This window comes from Polaribacter sp. Hel1_33_78, assembly GCF_900106075.1.
Classification (GTDB): Bacteria; Bacteroidota; Bacteroidia; order Flavobacteriales; family Flavobacteriaceae; genus Polaribacter.
Genome location: NZ_LT629794.1, coordinates 825,748 through 848,964 on the forward strand (window position 1 = coordinate 825,748; position 23,217 = coordinate 848,964).

Sequence of the window (23,217 nt, forward strand, 5' to 3'; positions counted from 1 at the left end):
AAAAAAGTAAGAAAAGTTTAACGTCTCTAAAGATTCAAATGTAATGATAACAAAATAAATTCCGTAATTTTGAAGACTTCAAAAAATAATTATTCTTGAGATATTTTATAGAACTTTCTTATAATGGAAAAACATATCATGGCTGGCAGATTCAGCCAGATGTTAGTTCGGTGCAAGAAAAATTAAATAATGCATTAAGTACAATTTTTCAACAAAAAATTCAAGTTGTTGGAGCAGGTAGAACAGATACAGGAGTGCATGCTGAGCAAATGTTTGCACATTTTGATTTTGACAAGGATTTAAAAGGGGATGTTGTTTTTAAATTGAATTCAATTTTACCCAATGATATTTCTGTTTGTAATGTGTTTTTGGTGGAAGATGAAAAGCATGCGAGATTTGATGCAACTTCAAGAAGTTATGAGTATAGAATTTGCTTGGGTAGAAATCCTTTTTTATTGGATTTTTCATGGCAAATTCATTCACAAATGCCAGATGTAAATTCCATGAACCAAGCTGCAAAATTACTTTTAGAATATACAGATTTTCAAACTTTTTCTAAAGTAAAGACAGATGTTTATACTTTTAATTGTAATGTTACAGAAGCCTTTTGGGTTTTAAATGGTAGCGAATTAACATTTCATATTTCAGCAAATAGATTTCTTCGAAATATGGTCAGAGCTATTGTGGGTACTTTAATTGATGTAGGCTTAGGTAAAATTTCTAAGGAGGATTTTAGAGGTATTATAGAAAGCAAAAATAGAGGTAATGCTGGATTGTCAGTTCCTGCAAAAGGCTTATTTTTAACAAAAATAAAATACTAAATTTTGGCAGAAAAATCAGGAAATGCTTTTGATATGCAAATTTTCTCAAGACTCATGTCTTTTGCAAAACGCTATCGTTTGTATTTTTTTATAGCCGCCTCTTCCACTATATTTTTAGCATTATTTTCTGTTTTATCTCCTTATATTTTAATAAACACAGTAGATGATTATATCTTATCTAAAGATAAAGTAGGCTTATTAAATTATACGCTATTAATGTTGGGTATTTTGTTAGTGGAAGTTCTACTTCAATTTACTTTCATCTACTTTGCAAATTGGGTAGGACAGCACATTATTCGAGATATTAGGGCAAAAATATTTAGACATATTTTGCAATTTAAAATGTCTTACTTTGATAATAATTCTGTAGGAAAACTAGTCACTAGAGTGGTTTCTGATATAGAGACAATTGCAGCTTTTTTTAGTAATGGAGTGTTTACAATTTTAAGTGACATTCTTAAAATGTTTGCCGTAACTGTTGTGATGCTTGTTTTAAATTGGGAGTTAGCTTTAATCACTTTATTTATTTTACCCATTTTAGTGTACGCAACAAAATTGTTTCAGGTAGCTATAAAAGCTACTTTTCAAGAAGTAAGAAATCAGGTAGCAAATTTAAATGGATTTGTGCAAGAAAGGGTTACAGGCATGAAAATAGTGCAGCTCTTTAATAGAGAAGATATCGAATATCAAAATTTTAAAGAAATAAATGAGAAGCACAAAAAAGCACATGTAAAAACAATTTGGTATTACTCTGTTTTTTTCCCTATTGCAGAAATTTTATCATCTATAGGTATAGGATTAATTGTTTGGTTTGGAGGTGGACAAGCCGTTCAAGATTCAGGAATTTCTGTTGGAGTAATTATGGGTTTCATACAATATGCACAAATGTTGTTTAGACCTTTGCGTCAAATTGCAGATAAATTTAATCAACTGCAAATGGGAATTGTTGCTGGTGAACGTGTTTTTAAAGTAATAGATACACATAGCAGTATTGCTAAAAGTGGCACTTTAAAGGCGAATAATCTAAAAGGAAATATCAGTTTTAAAGATGTTCGATTTAGTTATGTTCAAGATGAAGAAGTTTTAAAAGGAATTTCTTTGGATGTTAAAAGAGGGCAAACTGTAGCTCTCGTTGGAGCAACTGGTGCAGGGAAATCTACCATCATCAATTTAATAAATCGTTTCTATGAGATCAATAGCGGAACTATTTACGTTGATGGCATCTCTATTGACGAGTATACCCTAGAAAGTTTAAGAAGTCAAGTTGCAATAGTATTGCAAGATGTGTTTTTGTTTTCTGATTCTATCTTGAATAACATTACTTTAAAAAATGAGAAAATTACTCTAGATCAAGTGAAGAAGGCGGCTAAACAAATAGGAATTCACGATTTTATATTGACACTCCCTGGAGGTTACAATTATAATGTAAAAGAAAGAGGAGCAATGCTTTCTTCGGGTCAAAGACAATTAATTGCTTTTTTGCGCGCCTATGTAAGCAAACCTAGTATTTTAATTTTAGATGAAGCAACATCTTCTGTAGACTCGCATGCAGAGCAAATGATACAGTATGCTACAGAAACTATTACAAAAGACCGAACTTCTATTGTAATTGCACACAGATTAGCAACTATAAAACAAGCTGATAAAATTATTGTGATGGATAAAGGTTTGATTGTCGAAGAAGGGTCTCACCTAGAATTATTAGAAAAAGAAAATGGTTATTATAAAAATTTATATGATAAGCAATTTAGTTTGGACCAAGCTTCTTAATGTGTTTTTAGTAAATGAACTAAGATTATCCGTTTTTAGTTTAAATCTTTATTAAGCTTCTCGTGGAGTTCTTCACGGGTTGAATATAGTACAAACTCACCATCTTTTATGTAAGAAATTTCACCAGTTTCCTCAGAAACTAATAAACAAACTGCATCTGTTTTTTCGCTTACTCCAATAGCTGATCGGTGTCTCAAACCAAATCTAGTAGGTATTTTTGTACTATCAGAAATTGGTAAAACGACTCTCGTAGCAACAATATAATTATCTCTAATAATTGTTGCTCCATCGTGCAAAGGACTATTTTTAAAAAAAATGCTCTCTAAAATTACTTCGTTTACAAGCGCATTCATAGGATCTCCATTGTTTATTAAAAAATCTAAACTATTCGTTTTTTCAATAACGATTAAAGCTCCAGTTTTAGTTTTAGACATGTTGTAACATGCTTTTAAAATCTTATCTACTTCAATTTCTGAACTAATTTCTGATTGTAAAAACTTCAGCTGATTTAAAAAACTTTTCTTACTTGAAAAGTTAGTGGTACCAATCATTAGTAGAAATTTTCTAATTTCTTGCTGAAAGACAATAATTAGAGCAATAACTCCTCCAGAAAGTAAATAACCTAAAATTCCACTCAACATTTCCATGCTTAAAGCTTGCGTAATTTTCCAAATTAAGAATATAAAAGCAATTCCTATAAAAATATTTATGGCTACTGTACCTTTTAATAATTTATAAATATAGAAGAGTAATATTGCTACTAGCAAAATATCTAGCACATCTAAAATAGAAAAAGGGATAAAATCTAACATGAAGAGAATAGACTGTTTCAGGTAAAAGTACTAATAAATTTTGTGAGTACAATATCCCTTTTTTATTTCGATGTCGGAAATCAAAATAAGATCATTTTTTACAAATGAATTTAATCTTTACTTCTTTCAATTCGTCTTTTTTTTTGATTTTTTAAAATCAATTGAAAATAGGACATCGTTTTAGTAAAAAAATTTATCTGCAATTTATTACTTAGGATACTACTAATTAGTATTTAAGTCTTCTTGCAAAAGAATATAGGTTTCTTAATTTGCAATACTGTTTAATTTTATAAATTAAACAAAAATTATTACTTGCTCCTTTTTGAGATTAAGGCTATAATAATAGGTATCTATGAAGAAAGGTGATGCACAATTTTAACGGCTTCCATTGCTTCTTTTACATCGTGAACTCGTAAGATATTTGCACCATTTAAAAGGGCAATAGTATTTGCAGAAGTAGTTGCGTTTAAAGCTTCTTTTGCAGAAATATTTAACGTTTTGTACAACATGGATTTACGCGAAATTCCTGCTAAAATAGGTGCGTTTAAACTTTTAAAAAGCGATAAGTTTTTTAAAATTTCATAATTATGACTGATAGTTTTTCCAAAACCAAAACCAACATCAATAATAATATCATTGATTTCTAATTGGTGTAACTTGAAGATTTGTTCTGCAAAAAAGGAAATAATTTCTTGAATAACATCTTTATAAACAGGATTTAGTTGCATATTTTGGGGAGTACCTAACATATGCATTAAGATATATGGTACTCGCAAATTAGCAACAGTTTTAAACATGTTATCATCCATTTTTCCACCAGAAATATCATTTATAATAGCTGCACCAGCATCAATGGTTTCTCTCGCAATTGCACTTCTAAAAGTATCTACAGAAATAATTATTTCAGGAAATTTTTTTATCAGTAATTCTATAACAGGAACAATTCTTTGCAGTTCTTGCTTTTCAGAAATATGCTTTGCCCCTGGTCTGGAAGAATATGCACCAACATCAATAAATGTAGCCCCTTCGAAAAGCATTTTTTCAACTTGTCCAAGAATTTCAGATTCATTTTTATATTTTCCTCCATCAAAAAAAGAATCAGGAGTAATATTTAAAATACCCATTACTTTTGGTGAGGACAGATCTACTAAAGTTCCCTTGCAATTTATAGTCATTTTAGCGTACCACTTTATTAATTACGTTCCCTATTTCTAATGCTTTGTAATTGTTTATTTTTTGCATTAACTCTTCTACAGAAGTTCCAATTAATAGCATGTCTCTATTAGTTTGTTTTAAATATCCTTCTTCCACCATTTTATCTAACTGCAATAGTACGCCATCAAAGAAGCCGTTTATATTTAAAAGGCCAACAGGTTTTTGTTCAATATGTAATTGATTCAAAGTGAGTGCTTCAAAAAGCTCATCTAACGTTCCAAAACCTCCAGGAAGGGTTATATAACCGTTAATTAATTTACTCATAATTACTTTGCGCTCACTCATTTTTTTGCAAACAATCATTTCTTCTACCCCAGCATGAACAACTTCTTTTTTTTCTAACAACTTTGGAATGACCCCAATAACCTCACCATTATGATCTAAAATTGTGTCAGCCAGAATTCCCATCATTCCTATTTTTCCGCCCCCATAAACCAAACCAATTTTGTTTTTAGCAAAATAATTTCCTAATTCTATAGCAGCTTCTTTGTAAACAGGATTAAAGCCTAAGCTCGAACCACAAAAAACAACAATTCTTTTCATTTTATAGTTGATAAATTCATGGTAAAAATAAATGAAATGCTTTTAAGATTTACTACATTTGGGAAAATACTTTTTTACAAAAATGCAAGATACCTCAAAACAATACGATGCCGTTATAGACCAATGTAGAAGTTTATTTATAAAAAAAATGTCTGATTATGGCTCTGCTTGGAGAGTTTTACGATTACCATCTTTAACAGATCAGATATTTATAAAGGCACAAAGAATTCGTCAGCTGCAAGAAAATGAGGTTAGAAAAGTGGATGAAGGTGAAAAATCTGAATTTATTGGAATCATTAATTATTCCATAATGGCACTAATTCAGTTGGAAAATGGTGTTGTTGAAACCCCTGATTTAAGCACGGAAGATGCTACTGTTTTGTATGATAAACATAGTGAAATTACCAAAAATTTAATGATGGATAAAAATCATGATTATGGTGAAGCTTGGAGAGATATGCGTGTTTCTAGTTTAACAGATTTGATATTACAGAAATTACTACGGGTAAAACAAATTGAGGATAATAAAGGTAAAACAATTGTTTCTGAAGGAATTGACGCAAATTATCAAGACATGATTAATTATGCTATTTTTGCAATGATTCATTTAGGATAATCAATAATGCATAAGTGGTATTATTTTTTTTAGTCATAATGTTTTAGTTTATTTAATAGTTAGAGGAGATTATATTTTAGTAGTAAAAAACAGTAATGACGTTTGTAGGAGTTCTTTTCCTAGACATTTTAATAATATTAATAAATAAAAATAGATGAAGTTTTTAGTTCAATTAGCAAGAATTATAGTCGGGGCCTTATTTATATTTTCAGGTTTTGTGAAGTTGGTAGATCCAATAGGTTCTAAATACAAGTTTCAAGAATATTTTTCTGAAGATGTTTTAAATTTAGAGTTTTTAATTCCGTATGCATTGCCATTTGCCATCATATTAATCGTTGCAGAAATATTGTTAGGAGTTATGATTTTAATTGGCTACAAGTCAAAACTAACCGTTTGGAGTTTATTTTTGTTAACACTTATTTTTCTATTTCTGACTTGGTATTCTGCCTACTACAATAAAGTAACAGATTGTGGTTGTTTTGGAGATGCTATAAAATTATCGACTTGGGAAACCTTCTATAAAAACATAATTTTAATTGGTTTAATTATTGTGTTATTGTTAAAAGTAACATTTATTAAACCTATTTTTAAAGGAAAAATTCCAATGATAATTACTTTTTTATCATTGGCATTATTTTTATTTACTGTAAAACATGTTTTAACTCATTTACCTTTAATAGATTTTAGAGCGTATGCTATTGGTAAGAATATTCCTGAAGGAATGGTTTTTCCAGCAGACGGTAGTATTGCTCCTGTTCACGATTTTATGTTAGAAGATGCACAAGCAGATTTGGCACCAGAATTATTGAGACAAGAAAAAGTAATGTTAGTGATTGTTTATAATTTAGATAAGGCAGACGTAAATGGGTTTCGTGCAATTAAAGAAATTGGCAGAAAAGCAAAGAAAAAAGGATATACAGTTTACGGAGTTTCTGCTTCATTTTCTGATGATTTAGTTCTCGCTAAAGAAAAATATAATTTACCTTTTGATTTTTTATTCTGCGATGAAACTACTTTAAAAACAATGATCAGAGCAAATCCTGGAGTTGTTATTTTAAATAAAGGAACGGTAGTGGAAAAAAAGAATTGGGTAGATGTTGAAGAGATAGAGCTATAAATTATTTAGACCCTTAGAAGCTACTTTTTATTTCTTTTATTTTCCACTTCAGTAAGAGGTATCCCTTTTTCATTATTAAAAAACACATGTTTTGGGCTTCCAATAATTTGAGAAGAATAAATGCCAGAGTGACCAGAAAATAAATAAGAAGTGGTGCAAGCTAAGGCTATAAAAACTCCAGATTCTATTCCAAATAACTCAACTCCCATTATCGTGCAAGCAATTGGAGTATTTGTTGCTCCTGCAAAAACAGCCACAAATCCCATTCCTGCTAATAATCCCATTGGTAAAGGAATAAACCAAATTAATACGTTTCCTAAAGTAGCACCTATAAAAAATAAAGGAGTCACTTCTCCTCCTTTAAACCCAGCTCCCAGTGTGAAAGAAGTAAACAATAATTTTAGGAAAAAATCATAAGAATTTAAATCAATATTAAAAGCATCAACAATGGTGGGTATCCCTAGTCCTATATATTTTGTTGTTCCTATGAGGTACACCGTAACTGCTAAAATAGTACCACCAATTAATGGGCGTAACGGTGGATAGTGAATGTGTTTTTTAAATAAATTTCCCCAAAAGTGCGTAGATTTTGAAAACAACATACTTGCGAGTCCGAAAATAATACCGGCTAATAAAGACCACAAAATTGTAGAGGGTGATATTGCGACAATCTCAGTAATGTTATAATGTGTATGATGAGAGATTTGCCAAATATCGCAAAAATAATTCGCAAAAATAGCGGCTAAAAAACTAGGTATAATAGCATCAAACTTTATTCTGCCGATTACCATTACTTCAAGTGCAAAAATAGCACCTGCTAAAGGCGTACCAAAAACAGATGAGAAACCTGCGCTGATACCTGCAATTAATATAATTTTTCTATCTAAATTAGAAAGTTTAAAAATTTTAGTAAACTGATCTGCAATTGCACCTCCTATTTGTAAAGCAGTTCCTTCTCGGCCAGCAGAACCTCCAAATAAATGTGTAAGTATGGTTCCTAAAAATACTAAAGGAGCCATTTTAAAGGGAATTATTTTTTTAGGAGAATGATATTCATCGATCAATAAATTGTTTCCTTTTACGACACTCTCTCCATATAAATGATACGATAAACCAATGATAAAACCAGCAATGGGTAATAACCAAATAATCCAAACATTAGCTTCTCTATAGTCTGTTGCCCATTCTAAAGCCCATAAAAAAACAGCAGATGCACTTCCTGTAAATACTCCTATGAGCAAACAAATACACAACCATTTTAGAAGAAAAAGCAAAGAAAAACTTTGCTCAAACGAAAGAAAAAATCTTTTAACTTTATTCATATGTTTTTATATCTTCTTAAATAAAATAGGTTGTGATGTCGTAGACTATCAAAATGAGTAATTAAGTCTTTAATTTATTTTTGTGAACAAATTTAAACAAATAAAAACAAAGAGATTATGCAAATGTATGGATCAATTATTCATCAATTATTCTTCATTTTAAAATTTTATTGTAACTTTATTTAAAGTTAAAAAATTAAAGGAATGGAACCATTAGTAAGTTATCAATCAGAAGAGAGTTACGCAATTATTGCCATAAAAAACGGAAAAGCCAATGCTATTTCTCATCAAGTAATTGAAGGATTAAATGCAAGTTTAGACAAAGCTGAGCAGGAGAATAAGGTTGTAATCCTGACAGGGCAAAATGGAATTTTTTCAGCTGGTTTTGACTTAAAAGTGATGAAGGAATCTCCTGAATCGGCGAAGGAATTGGTTACTAAAGGATCTCAATTATCTTTGAGAATGCTGTCTTTCCCAAAACCAATTATTATTGCCTGTAATGGCCATGCAATTGCAAAAGGCGCATTTTTATTATTGTCTGTAGATTATAGAATAGGGGTGGAAGGAGATTTTAAAATTGGTTTAAATGAAGTAATGATTGGTATGACGATGCACAATGCAGGAATTGCAATTGCAAAATCGCGTTTGTCTGAAGTTTACCTAAATAGAAGTGTAAACAATGCAGAAATATTCAATCCTATAGATGCCGTAAAGGCTGGTTTTTTAGATTTGAATGTTCCGGAAACACATTTGTTGCCAACGGCGATTAAAGTAGCAATGATGTTTTCTAAACTAAATAAAAAAGCACATGTTGAAACGAAGTTAAAAGTTAGAAAACTGCATTTAGAGGTATTAGCGAATGCTATCGAATTAGATTTAGCTGGAGAAATTTCCTTGAATGATTAACTTTCTCAGAAACTATTTTCCTATTTCCTAAAATATTTCTTTAATTTTATTCTTAAAACAAATTTATCGATGGATAGACTAAAACAATATTGATCTTAATATTTTATTTATTTAAAGACGGGAATTTCTAACTCCTTTAAAGAAGCACTAAAATTGAGTTGCTTGAAGTTTTTTCCTGATGAAAATGCATAAAAATATGCTGAGAAATTTTTAATACGAATCTTTTTCAAAAACTTTAATTCCAGCTTTTACTTCAACATCTAAATGATTTTTTCTTGGTGTTAAAGGACAAGAATATTTATCATTATATGCACAATAAGGATTATATGTATTGTTGAAATTCAGCTCAATTGTGCCATCAGCTTTTTCATTTGTAGTCATCACATCCATGTAACGGCCACCGCCATAAGATTCTTCTCCAGAAGTATCGTCTGTAAAGGGTAAAAATAGATGATTTTTATATTTTTTGTCACGCAAATCATCTTGACTTTGGTAGATTTTTAGCGCACATTTTTTTCCTTTTAAATTGAACTTTAAAATACCATATTCTTTATACAAAGGTTTTCTATCTGTGGTAGTAGCCATTTCGAAAGTAGGAGCATTTATTGTTTTTGTCAAGTTTGCAATGACGATAAAAGCAGAATCTACAGGGAAAAAATCTAATCCTTTAAAATTTTTTAAATCTCTCTTTTTTAAGGGTGATTTTGATGCGTCTTTATAGCTTGCATTTAATTCTTGTTGATAAACCGTTTTGCCCATTAAAGGACGTTTGTCTTTTGAATTACAGGCTAGTATTAAAAAAAAAGTAAAGGCAATAGTCATTTTTTTCATATTCGCTAAAGTATAAAATTACTTGGGATTTCTTTTTAAAATCAGAAAAAGGTTATCCAGAACACTCCCTGTTATAATTAAATTATTAAAGGGAGCAGCAACTGTGGAGGCAGACATATTAGTACCGTCTTCCATATAAACTTGTTCTATAGCATACTCTCCTTTTTTAACGTATTTTATTTTAATAATTTCTGATGGAGAAGTTTCTTTATTTCCTTTTGCGTAGGCATTAAAATGTAATAAATTAGGATGTGCTCCAATCCATAAATTATTTTCAAAATCAAATTCAATATTATCTACCCCAGTTTTACAATTAATATCTTCTATATAAGTCAGATTTCCATCTTTATTTTTTTGATACACTTTTACTAAAAACTTTCTTGGTGAAGCAACAAAAATAAGATTACGTTTTGTGTCGAAATTAATGCCATTTGCATAAGCAATTCTATCAGCAACTTGTCTGTAATTTTTGCCATCAAAATACATGACATTAGAAATTGAAAGGCCTAAATAATCCTCTAATAAGCGCATAATTCCATCTTTGTATTTATGGTCGTTTGTGAAATAAAATTTATGATCATCTAATAAAACAATATCATTTGGACTGTATATTTTTTCGTGTTTCAATGTTTTTATATGTGTTAATTGTTCATTAACCAAGGTGAAAATTTCAATAAATTCGCCATCGATGGTATGATTGATAGCAGCAATTGTAGTCCTACCTTTTTTTTGAAACATTGAAATTCCGTGCGGAGCAAAAGGTTTTTTAAAATCTTCAGTTAAATGGATAGGTTTAAAATTGTCCGTTTTTAAATCGATATAATACAAGCCGCCAAACTCTTGTGCCGTATTAGGTATTTTATCTCTTGCGGTTGATGAAATAATAGCAAAACTATCTTTTTGACTAATAGTAATATCTTCTGCTCCAGCAATCTTTATTTTTTGAAGAATCTTTCCATCAAAATTATTTTCTATAGGCCTAAAATATCCTGTAGATATAAAAATATTAGCTAAAAAAAGAAGTGCTAGAATAAGAGTTGCAGATAAAATTCTTTTTTTGAAATTCATTTTAAAAATCTTTTCATAAAAATACAACATTCAAATATTTTATGTAGATTTATAGATGTTTTAAGAAAAATTAAAATGAGAATCTTTATAACATATGTAGCTCAATTAAGGTGTGAAAAGTACAAAAATCGTTCTATTTGTATGTTTTGATGTTAACAATATAAAATTAAGCATTTATAAAAAGTCCGACTTCGTAGTCGGATTTTTTATTTAAAACTAATTATAATTCAGTTTGTAATAAACATTGATCAATTAAAAATGAGAAAATTGTACAACAATTACATTAGCACCTTTAGAGGGCTTTCAGTGGAAGTTTGGTGGTTGTCATTGATAACTTTTATCAATAGATCTGGAACAATGGTAATTCCTTTCTTATCATTATATCTAAATAAAAGTCTAAATATTTCTTTACCAGACATCGGTTGGATTATGTCTTTTTTTGGCTTGGGTTCCGTTATCGGTGCTTGGTTAGGCGGTAAGTTAACAGATAAGATAGGGTATTATAAAGTAATGTTAGGTAGTTTATTTTTAACAGGAATTTTATTTATTTTATTGCAATTTATTACCACTTTTGAGGGATTTTGTGCAGGGATATTTATAGTGATGTTGGTTGCAGATGCTTTTAGACCTGCAATGTTTGTGGCTTTAAGTGCATATAGTAAACCAGAGAATAAAACACGTTCAGTTACATTAATTCGGTTGGCAATTAATTTAGGTTTTTCTGCGGGTCCCGCAATTGGCGGTTTAATTATTACGGGGCTTGGATATCAAGGTTTATTTTGGGTGGATGGTGTTACTTGTTCCTTAGCGGCTATTTTATTATTACAAGTATTGCACCCGAAAAAATCAAAAATACAAGATGAAGTAAAAGTAGATAACCCAGTTTCTGCTTATTCAGATAAAGCTTTTTGGGTGTTTTTTATAGCAATGTTTATTTTCGGTTTTGTTTTTTTACAGTACTTCTCTACCATGCCTTTATATTATAAAGATGTTCATTTTTTATCAGAATTAGAAATTGGTTTGTTGATGGGCTTTAACGGTTTTTTTATCTTCCTGTTTGAAATGCCACTGATAAAGTGGTTGGAAGATTCAAAGTATTCTAAAGTTAAATTGATTGCCATTGGGTTGTTTTTAGTAGCGCTGAGTTTTGTTGTGGTAACTCTAACTTCTTGGCTTGGTATTTTAATTGTTGGAATGTTTTTGATGACAGTTGGCGAAATGATTGCATTTCCGTTTTCAAATGCCTTTGCTGTAGAGAGGGCTAAAAAAGGAAATCAGGGAGAATATATGGCTTTGTATGCTATCGCTTTTTCAATAGCTCACATTTTTAGTCATAATACAGGAATGCAAATGATAAGTAAATTCGGTTATAAATTTACTTGGAATGTTATGACAATTCTTGCAATGGTAGGTGTTCTTATTTTATTTTTATTGATGACATTCCTCAAAAAGGAAAAAGACTTAAAAGGTAAAATCGATTAAATTTGATAGTTTGTATTTATAAAGTATTGTAAATAAAAACGAAATATGCCATTAATAAAAGACAACCATCTTTCCAGTTTAAGCGATAACCTTTTGGTATAAAAACTAAAGGTAAAATAATAAACGAAATTCCTAACATCCAAAATAGATCACCAGTTAGCAATCTTTCATCCACCACAGGAATAGGCGTTATCATGGAGGTAATTCCTAAAACTGCTAAAATATTAAAGATATTAGAGCCTATTAGATTTCCTAGTGAAATGGCCTTTTCCTTCTTAACTATTGCAATAATAGATGCTGCTAATTCTGGTACACTTGTACCTATAGAAACCACAGTAACCGCAATTACACGATCTGTAACTCCAAAATCTTTAGCTAAAGTTGTTGCACCTTTTATTAATAATTCTGAACCTCCCCAAAGTCCTAATGCCCCGATAACAAGAAATAAAACTATTTTGTAAAGTGGTAAAGGTTCATCGTCTTCGGTAAATTCATCCACAACTGCTGTTTTTTGAAAACGTAAAAGAAATATTAAAAAGATGATTAAAAAAGAAAACAAAATGATACCCTCATTTTGTGTAATAACTTTATCACCAACTAAAGAGAAGTAGAGCAGTACAGATGCAATCATCATTATTGGCCAATCTGTTGTATAAAAACTTTTTTGAACTTCCATTCCACCTAGCAAAAGAGTAATCCCTAAAACTAGTCCTAAGTTAGTAATGTTAGAGCCGATAACGTTCCCTAATGCTAAATCTGATGCACCATTTAACGCTGCGTTTATGCTAACTATAAGTTCTGGCGCTGAAGTTGCAAAAGAAACCACGGTCATTCCAATAATTATTTTTGGAATATCTAATTTTAAGGATAATGCTACAGCTGATTTTAGTAGCCAGTTTCCGCCCAAAATCAATAAAATTAAGCCACTTATGATTAGTAAAAAATTCATTATTTTAATTTAGGACGAAGATACATTTTATCAGTTTATGAAAAAACTAAAAAATGATAAGCCTCTTTTTGAGGTTTTAGAAGATGATTTTTTCTTTACTTTAGGAATACTGATATAAATCATCCTTTATTTACTTACAGTTAAGTATTTTTATAAAACATTAGGATTAATTATTATAACATTTACTTAGTATTGTTGTTTTTAATTAAAACAGTTATTATCTTTTTTGTTATATATATAAAATCAAATTAAATAATATTTCTATAAATTTTGGTTGATAGCGGTCAATCATTCTATATTGAAAAAACAATTGCGCAATTGACTTTATTTACTAACTTTTTAAAACTATTAAAATGATTATTATTGCTCTAAAACTTATTAAAACTATTTTTGAAACCATAACGACTTTTTTTTTCTAAGCAAGCGTAAAGACGACTATTTCTAAAAACGAGTTAGTTGTTTATTTTTATTAAATTTGACACATAATTAAATCATAATGGAGACACAATTTTTTAAAGCCTTAGCAAAAATGAATAAAGCTATTTTACCTTCTTTTACAAAAAAGCAGTTAGATATCTCTAAAGCATCCAAATTTCAATTGGCAATTATTGGATGGAGAGCTTTTGTAACTATGAAATCACTTCACTAAAATATAAAATTATGACTACTAAGCATACAAAATTATTTACTGGATCTAACATTATTGTTAATGGTTTAAAAAACTTATTAGATGTAGCACAAATAAGTTATATTATTAAAGATCGCTTCGAATCGGCCAGATTAGGTGGTTTTGGAGAAAATATGGATTCTGTGGAAGTTCATGTGTTAGATGCCGATGTTGATAAAGCTAAAAATATAGTTGAGGCTTATAAAGAAAAAATAAACACATAAAAAACGAGAATAGGCTTTCTAATTTAAAAAAATGCATTTATATTTGCACCCGCTTATTGGCCATGTGGCGCAACTGAATAGCGCACTTGATTACGGCTCAAGAGGTTGCAGGTTTGAATCCTGCCATGGTCACGAATAAAACCAGCACTTTACAACATTTTTTGTAAATGCTGGTTTTTTATTTGCCTACTTTTTGCCTACCTAGTTAGAATTAAAGGATCAATACAAGAACTATAGAATTTTAGAATTATGAGAAAACGAAGTAACAAGGAATTAAAAAAGGCCTTGAATATTTTCAAAGCCTTTTTGTCTAACCAAAATTAGTATAAAAACTCACTACTTCTATTTTTCTTTTTCAATTATTTCAGTTTATTTTTTGTTGATTTTTATTAGTATGACACAATAAAATTTAATATGTCACAATTACTCTTTAAAATAAAAACTCGAGAAATTTCTCGAGTTTTTATTTTAAATATTGTTTAATTGCTATTCTGTGTTCAGGAATACTTTTGTCATAGTTTTCTACCAATAACTCTAGTATTTTCGGCGGTTTTACCCCAATTTCATTTTTATGAGAATATCTTGACACATAGAGATTATAGGCATCCTCTTTTTTTTCAAAAATTAAAAAGTGTGTAGCATTTAATTCAGTAAACGCAATTTGATTTCCATGAAATGCATTAGATTCGTCTTTTATAAAAAGAGAAAATTCGTAATATTTTAAAACATTTTCCATAAATTATACGAGTTCTGCAGATAAGCCTAAATGTAATAATTTAGAACATCGAGGCTCTAAATCTTTATAGGTTCCAGATTTAACTGTGCATTTTCCTTTATAGTGGACTAACATAGTGCATTGTTCAGCTTGCTCTAAAGTATGTTCACAAACGCTAATTAAAGCCTCTATCACAAAATCAAAAGTATTTACTTCGTCATTATGAAGTACTATTTCATGTTGATGTGCTTTTTGCTCTAATATGTCAACTTCTTCTTTAATTTTCTCTTTAGTACTCATTTTACAAAATTACAATTTATTGTATTTTAATGCAACCCAATTATTTCGTTGTATAAAATTTTCTAATTTTAAATTATATTTAGAAACCTCAGCATCAATGATCGGAATATCTTCTTCATAAAATCCACTTAATAAAAGTATACCTTTTTCCTTTAAACAGTTTGCGTACACTTTCATATCCATCAATAAAATATTTCTATTGATATTAGCAATAATAAGATCGTACTTTTTATTGATTAAAAGGGATGAATCTCCTTCAAAAACGGAAATATGATGACAATTATTTCGGGTAACATTTTCTATAGAATTTTCATAACACCAATTATCAATATCAATAGCATCAATTGGTTTCGCACCTTTCATTTCAGCAAAAATGGCTAATATTCCAGTTCCACATCCCATGTCTAAAGTTTGCTTATTGTTTAAATCTAATTGTAATAAATGTTGAACCATCATGTGCGTAGTTTCATGATGTCCCGTACCAAAACTCATTTTTGGTTCAATAACAATATCGTACTTTAAATTAGGATTTTCATGAAAAGGAGCTCTTATACTCACTATTTCATCCACTTCAATAGGTGTAAAATTCTTTTCCCATTCTGCATTCCAATTTGTTTGTTCAACTTCGTTCTGATTATATTCAATTGAAAATTCATCAGAGTTTAAAACAAAAATAGTATCCAGAATATTTGAATTCCATTCTTCTTTTTGGATATACGCGGTTACTCCGTCTTCATTTTCAACAAAACTCTCAAAACCAACAGCACCTAATTCTGCAATTAAAATTTCTGCTGCGGGCTCTTTTGGAATTACCTTAAAATTATATTCTATATAAATATTGTCCATAAATGTATCGTAAAAAAAATGCACCAAGATTTAAATCCTGATGCAAATTTATTGTAAATATCTTTAAATACGAGATTTAAATAGCTTTAATAATTCCGGTAAAATCATCTACATTTAAAGCGGCTCCTCCAATTAAACCACCATCTACATCTGGCTTAGAGAATATTTCTTCTGCATTGGCAGGTTTTACACTTCCTCCATATAAAATAGAAACTTCATCAGCCACTTCTTTATTGTATTTTTTTTCTATAATGCTTCTAATAAATGCATGCATTTCTTGCGCTTGTTCTGCACTTGCCGTTTCTCCGGTTCCAATTGCCCAAACAGGTTCGTAAGCTAAAATAATACTTTTCCAAGCACCCGCTTCTAAATGAAATAGTGCATTTTTTAATTGACTTTCTACAACTGCAAAATGATTTTCAGATTTTCTATCTTCTAATAATTCTCCAAAACAAAAAATAGTTTCTAATTCATTTTCTATAATAGCATCTACTTTTTTAGCTAAACTTTCATCCGTTTCATTAAAATAGGTTCTTCTTTCTGAGTGACCTAAAATAACCGTTTTAATTCCGATTGCTTTTAACATGTCCGCAGAAATTTCGCCAGTATAAGCTCCGTTTTTAGCCTCATGCATATTTTGTGCAACTACTTCAATTTTAGAATATTTAGCGGCTTTTATAGATGAAGATAAATTGACAAAAGTAGGAGAAACAATTACACGAGTATTTTCTAACTTCTCTTTTTTAATAGATTTTTTCAAATCTTTGATTAGTTGTTTACTCTCCTTTTTAGTATTGTTCATTTTCCAGTTTCCTGCTACTATTTTTGTTCTCATAATTCTAATTTTAGTACTTAAAATATTGGTATTATTCTATCTTTAATTTTGATGTAAATTTAAGAAATGGAAAGGCAAAAATCATGTAGAAAAAGAAATAGTTACTAAAACGATTTATTTGATTTTTTTTAACACTTCTTTTATCTTTTTGTCTGCTGCATTTGTAGCTTTAAATAAAGTTATTTCTCCAGTTTCATCGATAACCATATATCTTGGAATCCAATTTAAATTGATGAAATCTACAAATTTACCGTCTTTCATTCCTTCTGGTAAATTATAATGTACTCCTTTTAAATTGTACCTTTTAATAGCTCTTTTCCAGGAAGGATTGCTCCTGTCAACAGATAAAAACAAAAATACTACACCAGGAAATTCTTTTTGTAATTCTTTTACCTTTGGCACGCCCACAATACAATCTTTGCACCAAGAGGCCCAAACATCTATAAAGATTTTTTTCCCTTTATAATTATATAAAACTTCTCTTAGCGTTATTTTAGAATCGTCTAGACCAATCAACATTTCCTTATATGCGTCGGTAGAAAACTGTGTAGGTTGTTCTGAGTTACAACTTATAAAAACGATAATCAATAAAAGAAATAATTTTTTCATAGAAAAAGGTTAATTAAAAAGGAAATAACTTACAAATGTTAAAAGTTAAAAATAGTACTTTTGTTTAACTTTAAGCAAAAGTAATGACAACGCAACAACTTGTATCACAAATAAAACAAAAAAAATCTTTTTTATGTATAGGTTTAGATGTAGATCTTGGTAAAATTCCTAGGCATTTATTAAAATTAGAAGATCCATTTTTTGAATTTAACAAAGCCATTATTGATGCAACGCACCATTTGTGTGTTGCCTACAAGCCAAATACTGCTTTTTATGAGGCTTATGGTCTTAAAGGTTGGCAAGCGCTGGAAAAAACAATTTCTTACATCAATAACAAACATCCAGAAATTTTTACAATTGCAGATGCAAAAAGAGGAGATATAGGCAATACATCAACAATGTATGCGAAGGCTTTTTTACAAGATTTGGCTTTTGATTCTGTTACTGTAGCGCCTTATATGGGTAAAGATTCTGTTGAACCCTTTTTGGATTTTAAAGATAAGCACACTATTATGTTGGCATTAACTTCTAACGAAGGTGCTTTTGATTTTCAGACCTTGCACGTCAACGATCAGGAATTGTATAAAAAAGTTTTACAAGTTTCAAAATCTTGGAGAAATTCAGAAAACTTGATGTATGTTGTTGGAGCTACAAAAGCTGAATATTTTAAAGAAATCAGAAAAATAGTTCCGGATTCTTTTCTGTTAGTTCCTGGAGTGGGAGCACAAGGAGGAAACTTGCAGGATGTTTGTAAATATGGATTATCAGAAAATATTGGTTTGTTAATCAATTCGTCAAGAGGAATAATTTATGCTTCAAATTCTACAGATTTTGCACAAGTGGCTGCTTTAAAAGCGAAAGAACTACAAACAGAAATGAGCTTCATCCTAGAAAATAGATTCTAAATATCTTTTTCTGAAAAAGGATTTTTAGAACCAAATGAAAGAAGTTTTTCATGAACAATTGTTGCTTTCCGTTTTTGGAATTAAATATTTTAAAATGGATGTAAATGCTATCAAAGGAAATAATGATTAAGGATTCTTCCGAATACTTTAAATATTTTATATCCTGAGATTTTTTTGAAAGTAACGAATTTGATTAATTTTTTCGAGTAACTTCATGCCTTTATAGGTAGCTATATTACTCATTAGTTCATCTACAAATCTTTAGATAGTTATTAGATTTTTCAATGAGCGATATACTTTCTCTTTAGATGTTACTTGCAACTATTCAACTATTTTAAGTGGTACATAAATTTTTGCTGAATGCTTAAACGTATAAAATTAGTGTAAACATTTTGACTTACAATATTGTTGATATTATTTTTTAACAATCTTATGAGTTGATGTTTCTTTTTCAGATTCTAATTTTAAGAAATAAATACCTTTTGATAATTTAGAGGTTTCTATCGTTTTCTTTGAACTATTTTGAACAAATGTTTGAATTTTTTGACCTGTTAAAGAATAAATAGTTCCTTTAATTTTACCAAGATCTGAAGAAAATTGAATGTTTAATTTATCATTTACAGGATTAGGGAAAAGTTTTATGTCTAACAAGTTATTAATATCAGAGACAGATGCTACAGATTCTTGATAGACTCTAACATAGTCAATTTCCATTGCGCTTTCTGTAAAATTTGATGCTATGTTTGGTAAAATAGCAACATTAAATAATAAATATTGAGGCGCATTATAAGGCCAGTTTTGAATGTTTTTATCTTCTGGATTATATACATAATGAACGATGCCATCTACACTAAAAGTCATTTTATTAGAATTCCAATCTAGAGTATAAATATGAAATTCTGTGGATGCATTATTAATTTTTCTTCCTCCTTTATTCACAGTGCCTCCAAAGCTAGATCTATTATGCATAGCACTTTGTACAAAGTCTTGATTGTTACCCCAATGCTCAATAATATCTATTTCTCCACAATCTGGCCAACCGGTTGTTCCATGAGTAGCAGCCCAATAACCTCCAGTTTCTGTAATGTTTTGACCTAGCATCCAGAGAGCAGGGAAAGTACCTACTCCAAAAGGCATTTTTGCCCTAATTTCAATTTTACCATAGGTAAAAGCAAATTTAGAATTCAGTCTTGCAGAAGTGTATTGTTTAGTAACTCCGTAACTATTGTATGTTTCTTTTTTAGCTACAATTTTTAAAGAACCATTTACCATAAAAGAATTTGTATTGCTATCCGTGTAATGCTGAATTTCTCCATTAGCCCAACTTTGTCCATTTATAATGGGTCTTGTTTGTTGAAACCATTTACTGTTATCAATAGGACCTGTACCATTAAATTCATCAGACCAAACTAAGTTGTCAAAAACAGGATCTTCACCATTATTATTACTGTCAGTAATGGTGCCGTCATATAAAAAATCATCAATGTATGCTGTTACTTTAGCATTATTGTCTTCACCGTTAATTTGTATTAAAACTCTATTAAAGTCTTTTCTATTTATAGGGTCAGCCGAGTTCTCATTGTATTTTAAAAAAGTATCATTTTTAAAATCGAATGCAATCGTTTGCCATTGATCTAAAATAATCGGCTTTATAATTTCCGTTTGAGTAGTCCATTTTTCACCTAAAGTATTGTCTTGTAACTTTAAAGATATTTGGTTGTTTTCATTTTGGGTGAGACTAGCTGACGGAACATATATTTTTAGAGTAAAAGTTTGATATGCAGATAAGTCAAATGTATTGGAAGTGTCAAAAAATATATTTGCATATTGGCCTCCATCATCTTTATATTCTAGAACCGTATTAGAAGTATTTATACTTTCTTTATAAGGATTTGCAAAGGATGTATTCATTGCTGATTCATCGGTAGCCCAAGTAGAAATTGTTCCATTCCCTTCAAAATCATCTTCTACAGTTTGTCCATTAGAAAATAAGGTAATTGATAAAAATAATATGGTAAATAAGTACTTCATAAATTAATTTTTTTCAAAACTAATTTATTTCCTAGTACTTAACAAACTAAATGACCATACAAAAGCCATACATGCTAAATAAGAAAACCTCTGTTGTTTAAATGCACAGAGGTTTTATAACTATTTTTTCTTTTTACAATTTATATTTTATCTTGTAATGCAAAAACTTGCTTTAGCAAAGCTGTGTTGCGTAATCCCGCTTTTTCACGAATTCCTTTTTCCTCAACTTCAATCATTGTGTATACACCTTGCAATGCTTGTTTTGTTACATACCCTGTTAAATCTGGGTTTACTTTGTTTACAAAAGGAATTGAGTTGTATTTGTTAATTAAGTTTGCCCAAACTTTATCTGCCCCTACCTTACCAAATGAGTTTTTAATTACTGGTGTAAATTCGCTATACAAAGCAGTTGATGTTTCATTTTTTAAATAGGATGTTGCTGCATTTTGTTCTCCTAAAAGTATATTTTTAGCATCCTTAAAAGACATGTTTTTTATTGCATTTACAAAGATTGGAGTCGCGGTTTTAACAGCATCTTCTGCAGCTCTATTTAATACTTTTATACCTTCATCTGCTAAATTGCTAAGACCTATTTTACGCAAACCTTTATCTACAGCTTTCAATTCTTCTGGCAATAAAATTTTAACTAAATCGTTTCTGTAAAAACCGTCTTTTGAGGTTAATTTGGTAACCTGATTTTTAATTCCATTATCCAAAGCTTGTTTTAAACCATTTCCTATTTGCTCTTGAGATATTCCTCCACCACTATTAGGCAACTGACTTACTACTTTTTGCAATTCTGCGCAACTTGTAAATTGCATTGCAATTACTAACACTAAAATTTTTTTTATCATTTTATTTAATTTTATATTCTTTTACTATGAACCTTTTTAGATAAAAAGTCACTTAATTATTTAAAAGTATCTGTTTTTTTATCATATCCAAAGGGGCAATGTTTACAACCACTTTTACAGCAATAGCCTCTTTTTAAATGATACTTTTCTGTAAAGACCTTGTAACCTTGTTCATTCAAGTAATAATCGTCTTTTTCTATTTCTATTCTTGGTTTAAACATACTGCAAAAATAAACGATTTAATAAGGATTATCTAAATTGTAATCTTTTATCTTTAACGGAGTCTATTCTTAAAGCTTTAAAGTCTAAAATATAGTTTTGATATAATCTCCAAGGAAATTGATCTCCTTGTTTTGGTAAAATATCTTTCGCTCTATGAATATAACCAGAATCTAAATCGATTAAAGGTAATTCTCCTAGGTTTTTTTCTATAACTTTTGCGTACACCGATTTATAATTATTTTTATCCAAATACTTTAAAAGTCTTGAAATATATTCACTTGTCAAATCACTTTTTAAAGTCCAAGAGGCGTTTGTATAACCAGCAAAAACCAAAAAATTAGGGAGTTCACTTAACATTAGTCCTTTATAAATAAACTGTTTTGTAATATCGAAAGGGGTATTGTTGAGCGATATTTTAGCTCCACCAAACGGTAGTAGTTTTAAACCAGTTGCACTAATAATAATATCAGCTTCTATAATTTTTCCTGATTTTAAAAGAATTCCATTTTCTATAAAAACATCAATAGAGTCCGTTATTACATCAGCTTTTCCTTTTTTAATAGCTTTAAAAAAATCGCCATCTGGCACTAAGCAAAAACGTTGATCCCAAGGCCTATAATTTGGTGAAAAATGAGGTTCTAATGGGAACTCATTACCTAACTCTTTTTTAATTCCTTTTAAAATGAATTTTTTCATCGTTTCTGGAAACTTTCTGCACAAATTATAGAATAACATATCTGCCAAAATATTTTTTACTCGTACTAAAGTATGTGCAATTTTACTTGGTAATATAAATTTTAGAAACTTTGCAATTTTATCCTTATTTGGTAAAGCAGCAATATACGTTGGTGTTCTTTGCAACATGGTTACTTTAGATACGTCTTCTGCAATCTTTGGAACTATGGTTACAGCGGTTGCTCCACTACCTATCACTACTACTTTTTTATCTTTATAATTTAAATTTGTATTCCATTTTTGAGGATGAATAAATGTTCCTTTAAAATTTTCTAGGCCTTTAAATTCTGGAGTATAACCATGATCATAATTGTAATATCCACTTGCATTAAAAATAAATTGCGAAGAATAATAAGATTCTTCTTGAGTAGTAGGATTTATTACTTTTAGTGTCCATAAATTATCTTCGGTATCAAAATTATAGGAGATTACTTTTTGATGATATACAATTTTATCTTTTACATTAAATTCTTCTGAAGCTTGATTTAAATATCTTAAGATTGAAGGAGCGTCTGCAAAAGATTTATCATCATCCCAAGTTTTAAAAGAATAACCAAAAGTATACATATCTGAATCAGAGCGAATTCCTGGGTATTTAAATAAACTCCAAGTTCCACCTAGTTCTTCTCTAGCTTCTAAAATTAAATATTTTTTATTTTTGTTTTTTCTTTCTAAATGACAAGCTGCTCCAATTCCTGATAAACCTGCTCCAATAATGATAATATCTTGCTTCATCAATTTATAATATTTCTCAATTAGTTCTTATTTGCATTCTATTAAAAAAGGAAAATAGTTTTCTCTTGAAAAAATAGACCGATGCTT

Annotated in this window: 25 protein-coding genes and 1 tRNA gene; 10 read left to right on the plus strand and 16 right to left on the minus strand. The window is 29.6% G+C overall.

What is annotated here, in order from left to right; all coding sequences use genetic code 11:
* Positions 1-95 precede the first annotated feature (95 nt).
* On the plus strand, positions 96-821 hold the full coding sequence (gene truA, locus BLT88_RS03570) for a tRNA pseudouridine(38-40) synthase TruA (RefSeq protein ID WP_091953044.1): 726 nt from the start codon (positions 96-98) through the stop codon (positions 819-821).
* A gap of 3 nt (positions 822-824) precedes the next feature.
* Entirely contained in the window at positions 825-2,591 is a 1,767-nt protein-coding gene (locus BLT88_RS03575) for an ABC transporter ATP-binding protein (protein ID WP_091953046.1), read from the plus strand.
* Positions 2,592-2,626: 35 nt separating this feature from the next.
* Here BLT88_RS03575 and cdaA read toward each other — a convergent pair whose 3' ends face one another.
* From cdaA to BLT88_RS03590, 3 genes are all read right to left on the minus strand, one after another.
* On the minus strand, positions 2,627-3,403 hold the full coding sequence (gene cdaA, locus BLT88_RS03580) for a diadenylate cyclase CdaA (RefSeq protein WP_091953047.1): 777 nt from the start codon (positions 3,401-3,403) through the stop codon (positions 2,627-2,629).
* Positions 3,404-3,753: 350 nt separating this feature from the next.
* Complete coding sequence (gene folP, locus BLT88_RS03585) at positions 3,754-4,578, minus strand: dihydropteroate synthase (protein ID WP_091953049.1); 825 nt, start codon at positions 4,576-4,578, stop codon at positions 3,754-3,756.
* A 1-nt stretch (position 4,579) separates the two neighbouring features.
* The gene (locus BLT88_RS03590) at positions 4,580-5,161 is read right to left on the minus strand and encodes a TIGR00730 family Rossman fold protein (RefSeq protein WP_091953050.1); all 582 of its coding nucleotides are present in this window, start codon (positions 5,159-5,161) and stop codon (positions 4,580-4,582) included.
* Positions 5,162-5,243: 82 nt separating this feature from the next.
* On the opposite strand from BLT88_RS03590, the gene BLT88_RS03595 reads away from it, so the two are divergent.
* Both BLT88_RS03595 and BLT88_RS03600 read left to right on the plus strand, forming a co-directional pair.
* Positions 5,244-5,777, plus strand: a complete 534-nt coding sequence (locus BLT88_RS03595; RefSeq protein WP_036788320.1) for a DUF1599 domain-containing protein — start codon at positions 5,244-5,246, stop codon at positions 5,775-5,777.
* A 154-nt stretch (positions 5,778-5,931) separates the two neighbouring features.
* Complete coding sequence (locus BLT88_RS03600; protein WP_091953052.1) at positions 5,932-6,894, plus strand: MauE/DoxX family redox-associated membrane protein; 963 nt, start codon at positions 5,932-5,934, stop codon at positions 6,892-6,894.
* 20 nt (positions 6,895-6,914) lie between these two features.
* Here the strand turns inward: BLT88_RS03600 and BLT88_RS03605 are convergent, their stop codons facing one another.
* Positions 6,915-8,216 (minus strand): voltage-gated chloride channel family protein, encoded by a 1,302-nt coding sequence (locus BLT88_RS03605; protein ID WP_091953053.1) that lies wholly within the window; start codon positions 8,214-8,216, stop codon positions 6,915-6,917.
* 204 nt (positions 8,217-8,420) lie between these two features.
* On the opposite strand from BLT88_RS03605, the gene BLT88_RS03610 reads away from it, so the two are divergent.
* Positions 8,421-9,122 (plus strand): crotonase/enoyl-CoA hydratase family protein, encoded by a 702-nt coding sequence (locus BLT88_RS03610; protein WP_091953055.1) that lies wholly within the window; start codon positions 8,421-8,423, stop codon positions 9,120-9,122.
* A 210-nt stretch (positions 9,123-9,332) separates the two neighbouring features.
* On the opposite strand, the gene BLT88_RS03615 is transcribed toward BLT88_RS03610, so the two are convergent.
* Positions 9,333-9,953 carry a DUF1684 domain-containing protein gene (locus BLT88_RS03615; RefSeq protein WP_091953057.1) on the minus strand — a complete coding sequence of 207 codons (621 nt, stop codon included), beginning with the start codon at positions 9,951-9,953 and terminating at the stop codon, positions 9,333-9,335.
* Between the two features lie 18 nt (positions 9,954-9,971).
* Positions 9,972-11,021, minus strand: coding sequence for an SMP-30/gluconolactonase/LRE family protein (locus tag BLT88_RS03620; protein ID WP_157691121.1), 1,050 nt, complete (start codon positions 11,019-11,021; stop codon positions 9,972-9,974).
* Between the two features lie 258 nt (positions 11,022-11,279).
* Here BLT88_RS03620 and BLT88_RS03625 point away from each other — a divergent pair, with 258 nt between their 5' ends.
* Positions 11,280-12,503, plus strand: coding sequence for an MFS transporter (locus BLT88_RS03625; RefSeq protein ID WP_091953061.1), 1,224 nt, complete (start codon positions 11,280-11,282; stop codon positions 12,501-12,503).
* A 16-nt stretch (positions 12,504-12,519) separates the two neighbouring features.
* Here BLT88_RS03625 and BLT88_RS03630 read toward each other — a convergent pair whose 3' ends face one another.
* Positions 12,520-13,452 (minus strand): calcium/sodium antiporter, encoded by a 933-nt coding sequence (locus BLT88_RS03630; RefSeq protein ID WP_081958184.1) that lies wholly within the window; start codon positions 13,450-13,452, stop codon positions 12,520-12,522.
* A gap of 496 nt (positions 13,453-13,948) precedes the next feature.
* Between BLT88_RS03630 and BLT88_RS03635 the strand changes: the two genes are divergently transcribed.
* The 3 genes from BLT88_RS03635 to BLT88_RS03645 all read left to right on the plus strand — a co-directional run bounded on the left by BLT88_RS03635 (position 13,949) and on the right by BLT88_RS03645 (position 14,475).
* The gene (locus BLT88_RS03635; RefSeq protein WP_036787260.1) at positions 13,949-14,101 is read left to right on the plus strand and encodes a hypothetical protein; all 153 of its coding nucleotides are present in this window, start codon (positions 13,949-13,951) and stop codon (positions 14,099-14,101) included.
* Between the two features lie 11 nt (positions 14,102-14,112).
* Complete coding sequence (locus tag BLT88_RS03640) at positions 14,113-14,343, plus strand: DUF2007 domain-containing protein (protein ID WP_091953063.1); 231 nt, start codon at positions 14,113-14,115, stop codon at positions 14,341-14,343.
* Positions 14,344-14,401: 58 nt separating this feature from the next.
* A tRNA-Arg gene (locus BLT88_RS03645) sits at positions 14,402-14,475 on the plus strand.
* 331 nt (positions 14,476-14,806) lie between these two features.
* Here the strand turns inward: BLT88_RS03645 and BLT88_RS03650 are convergent.
* From BLT88_RS03650 to BLT88_RS03670, 5 genes are all read right to left on the minus strand, one after another.
* A complete protein-coding gene (locus tag BLT88_RS03650; protein ID WP_091953065.1) occupies positions 14,807-15,079 on the minus strand; it encodes a hypothetical protein in 273 nt (90 codons plus the stop codon).
* Positions 15,080-15,082: 3 nt separating this feature from the next.
* On the minus strand, positions 15,083-15,358 hold the full coding sequence (locus tag BLT88_RS03655; protein ID WP_091953066.1) for an ATP-dependent Clp protease adaptor ClpS: 276 nt from the start codon (positions 15,356-15,358) through the stop codon (positions 15,083-15,085).
* A gap of 9 nt (positions 15,359-15,367) precedes the next feature.
* Complete coding sequence (gene prmA / locus BLT88_RS03660) at positions 15,368-16,204, minus strand: 50S ribosomal protein L11 methyltransferase (protein ID WP_091953068.1); 837 nt, start codon at positions 16,202-16,204, stop codon at positions 15,368-15,370.
* Between the two features lie 76 nt (positions 16,205-16,280).
* Entirely contained in the window at positions 16,281-17,039 is a 759-nt protein-coding gene (gene tpiA, locus BLT88_RS03665) for a triose-phosphate isomerase (RefSeq protein ID WP_091953070.1), read from the minus strand.
* A gap of 114 nt (positions 17,040-17,153) precedes the next feature.
* Positions 17,154-17,648 carry a TlpA disulfide reductase family protein gene (locus BLT88_RS03670; RefSeq protein ID WP_091953072.1) on the minus strand — a complete coding sequence of 165 codons (495 nt, stop codon included), beginning with the start codon at positions 17,646-17,648 and terminating at the stop codon, positions 17,154-17,156.
* 83 nt (positions 17,649-17,731) lie between these two features.
* On the opposite strand from BLT88_RS03670, the gene pyrF reads away from it, so the two are divergent.
* A complete protein-coding gene (pyrF, locus tag BLT88_RS03675) occupies positions 17,732-18,553 on the plus strand; it encodes an orotidine-5'-phosphate decarboxylase (protein WP_091953074.1) in 822 nt (273 codons plus the stop codon).
* A gap of 414 nt (positions 18,554-18,967) precedes the next feature.
* Here the strand turns inward: pyrF and BLT88_RS03680 are convergent, their stop codons facing one another.
* The 4 genes from BLT88_RS03680 to BLT88_RS03690 all read right to left on the minus strand — a co-directional run bounded on the left by BLT88_RS03680 (position 18,968) and on the right by BLT88_RS03690 (position 23,130).
* Positions 18,968-20,584: a family 16 glycosylhydrolase gene (locus BLT88_RS03680; protein WP_091953076.1), complete on the minus strand. Its 1,617-nt coding sequence runs from the start codon at positions 20,582-20,584 to the stop codon at positions 18,968-18,970.
* Between the two features lie 140 nt (positions 20,585-20,724).
* Positions 20,725-21,438 (minus strand): DUF4197 domain-containing protein, encoded by a 714-nt coding sequence (locus BLT88_RS03685; RefSeq protein WP_036787242.1) that lies wholly within the window; start codon positions 21,436-21,438, stop codon positions 20,725-20,727.
* A gap of 56 nt (positions 21,439-21,494) precedes the next feature.
* Entirely contained in the window at positions 21,495-21,659 is a 165-nt protein-coding gene (locus BLT88_RS14215; protein ID WP_172824244.1) for a DUF5522 domain-containing protein, read from the minus strand.
* Positions 21,660-21,687: 28 nt separating this feature from the next.
* Positions 21,688-23,130: an NAD(P)/FAD-dependent oxidoreductase gene (locus BLT88_RS03690; RefSeq protein ID WP_091953078.1), complete on the minus strand. Its 1,443-nt coding sequence runs from the start codon at positions 23,128-23,130 to the stop codon at positions 21,688-21,690.
* Positions 23,131-23,217 lie beyond the last annotated feature (87 nt).